This window comes from Psychroflexus sp. MES1-P1E, assembly GCF_002836055.1.
Classification (GTDB): domain Bacteria; phylum Bacteroidota; class Bacteroidia; order Flavobacteriales; family Flavobacteriaceae; genus Psychroflexus.
Genome location: NZ_PJBS01000258.1, coordinates 1 through 2,047, shown reverse-complemented (window position 1 = coordinate 2,047; position 2,047 = coordinate 1). Strand labels below are relative to the sequence as shown.

Here is a 2,047-nt window from a genome sequence, read left to right as displayed (position 1 = left end):
ACTTACATAGAATTACAAATCATGACTCAAAAAAAAAGCTGGAAATTTTGGACAAGTAGAACGATACTAATTCTATTTATCATTGGAGGCATATGGCTTACAAACCTTATCTGGTTCAAACCCTTTAACATCAATCATTTTTATGAAAAAGCCTTGATTGGACTTGTAATAAACAACCCTGAGTTGATTACTGAATTAGGATTACCTGTGCTCTATGATATGACCAAAGATGAACTTAACGATATTTCTGATACTAAGAAATGGGAAGCCTTCAATCTATCAAAAGAAAATTACGAAACCTTGCTGAGCTATGATTTTGACAATCAATCACCAGATAATCAACTCAATACCAAAATATTGAAACATTTCATGGAGGTAGGATACTTTCTAGATATTGGTTTGCAGGGAGAACCATTTCTTTACCACGACTATCCTGTAAAACAAGTGCTTGGAGTACAGAGTGAATTACCAAGTTTGCTTGAAAATTCTCACAAACTCAAGAATGAAAGTGATATTAAAGCATATATCTCCAGACTATCAAAATTTGACACCAAATTTTTGCAGCTCATAGAGAACCTTAAAATAAGAGAATCAAAAGGCATTATCCCACCGAAATTTATTAATACGATAGTACTTGATGAGATGAAGGAATTTATTGGACTTCAAAAAGATTCTTTGACTGATAATACAATGGGCAAAACCTTTGCAGTGACTTCAAATATCCTCTATGCCAATTTTGAAACTAAAGTGGATGCAATAGATGATATTTCTGAAGACCAAAAAGCAACTTATAAAAAACAGGTTGTAGAGGCTATTGAACTAATAGTGTTTCCTGCTTACCAAAGGTTAATTGATTATATCGAAAAGCTAAATGTTAATGCAACTAACGATGCAGGTGTTTGGAAGCTTCCTAATGGCGATGAGTACTACCGCTTTATGCTAAAAGTAAATACCTCCACAGATCTAAACCCTGAAGAGTTATATAGTCTTGGCCTTTCAGAAGTCGAAAGAATCAAAGAAGAAATGAATACAATCTTGGAAGCCGAAGGCTATGCAGACTCTACTAAAACAATTGGAGATATTATTCAAATACTGAACAAAGAAGAGCGTTTTCTATACCCTAATAATGATGCTGGCCGCGAGATGATTATTGCAGAATACAACCGGATACTAGATGAAATAAAGCAAGGGCTTGGAGAAGCTTTTGAAATTACTCCAAAAGCAGATTTAGAAGTGAAGCGAGTCCCTCAATTCAAAGAAGAAGGCTCACCATTTGCTTATTATGCGAGTCCCGCTCAAGATGGCTCACAAGGAGGCGTATTTTTTGCTAATTTAAGAAGCCCAAAGGATATTGTTAAATTCGGTATGAAAACTTTAGCCTATCACGAAGGCATTCCTGGTCATCATTTTCAATCAGCAATTCAAGTTGAATTAGAGGGTTTGCCTACTTTTAGGAATATTCTTTTTTTTCCAGCTTATTCCGAGGGCTGGGCTCTATATACCGAACAATTAGCATTTGAATTAGGCTTTTATGAAAACGACCCATTTGGTAATCTAGGAAGATTGCAAGCTGAAATATTTAGGGCTGTGAGATTAGTGGTGGATGTCGGGATACATTATAAAAAATGGACACGAGAAGAAGCCATTGAATATATGGTGGCGAATACTGGTTTGCCAACCATTGTTGTCATCTCTGAGATTGAGCGTTATATTGTATTACCAGGTCAAGCCTGTGCTTACAAGGTAGGGATGATGAAAATTTTAGCATTAAGAGAAAAGGCGAAACAAGAGCTCGGCAATAAATTCAAGTTGCCAGAATTCCACAATGCTATTTTGAAAAATGGTGCTGTTCCTTTAGATATTTTAGAAGAGATTATTGACGATTATATACATGTAACATTGGAAAAGGGATAACTAAACAAATGCTAACACCGTATAAAATTAATTGCTGGTAAAAGCCTATTTACGAAAGTTCTTGCGGACTTTCTATTCGGTTTTTATTTGCTAACTTTAGTACTTAAACCACGCAACTAATCTCATACAACAA

General features: G+C 35.2%; 1 protein-coding gene. It reads left to right on the top strand.

Going from position 1 to position 2,047, the window contains the following annotated elements:
- Nucleotides 1–1,914, top strand: a 1,914-nt coding sequence (locus CXF67_RS09520; protein ID WP_257984645.1) for a DUF885 domain-containing protein, incomplete at its 5' end; no start/stop codon positions are given.
- Nucleotides 1,915–2,047: the final 133 nt, after the last annotated feature.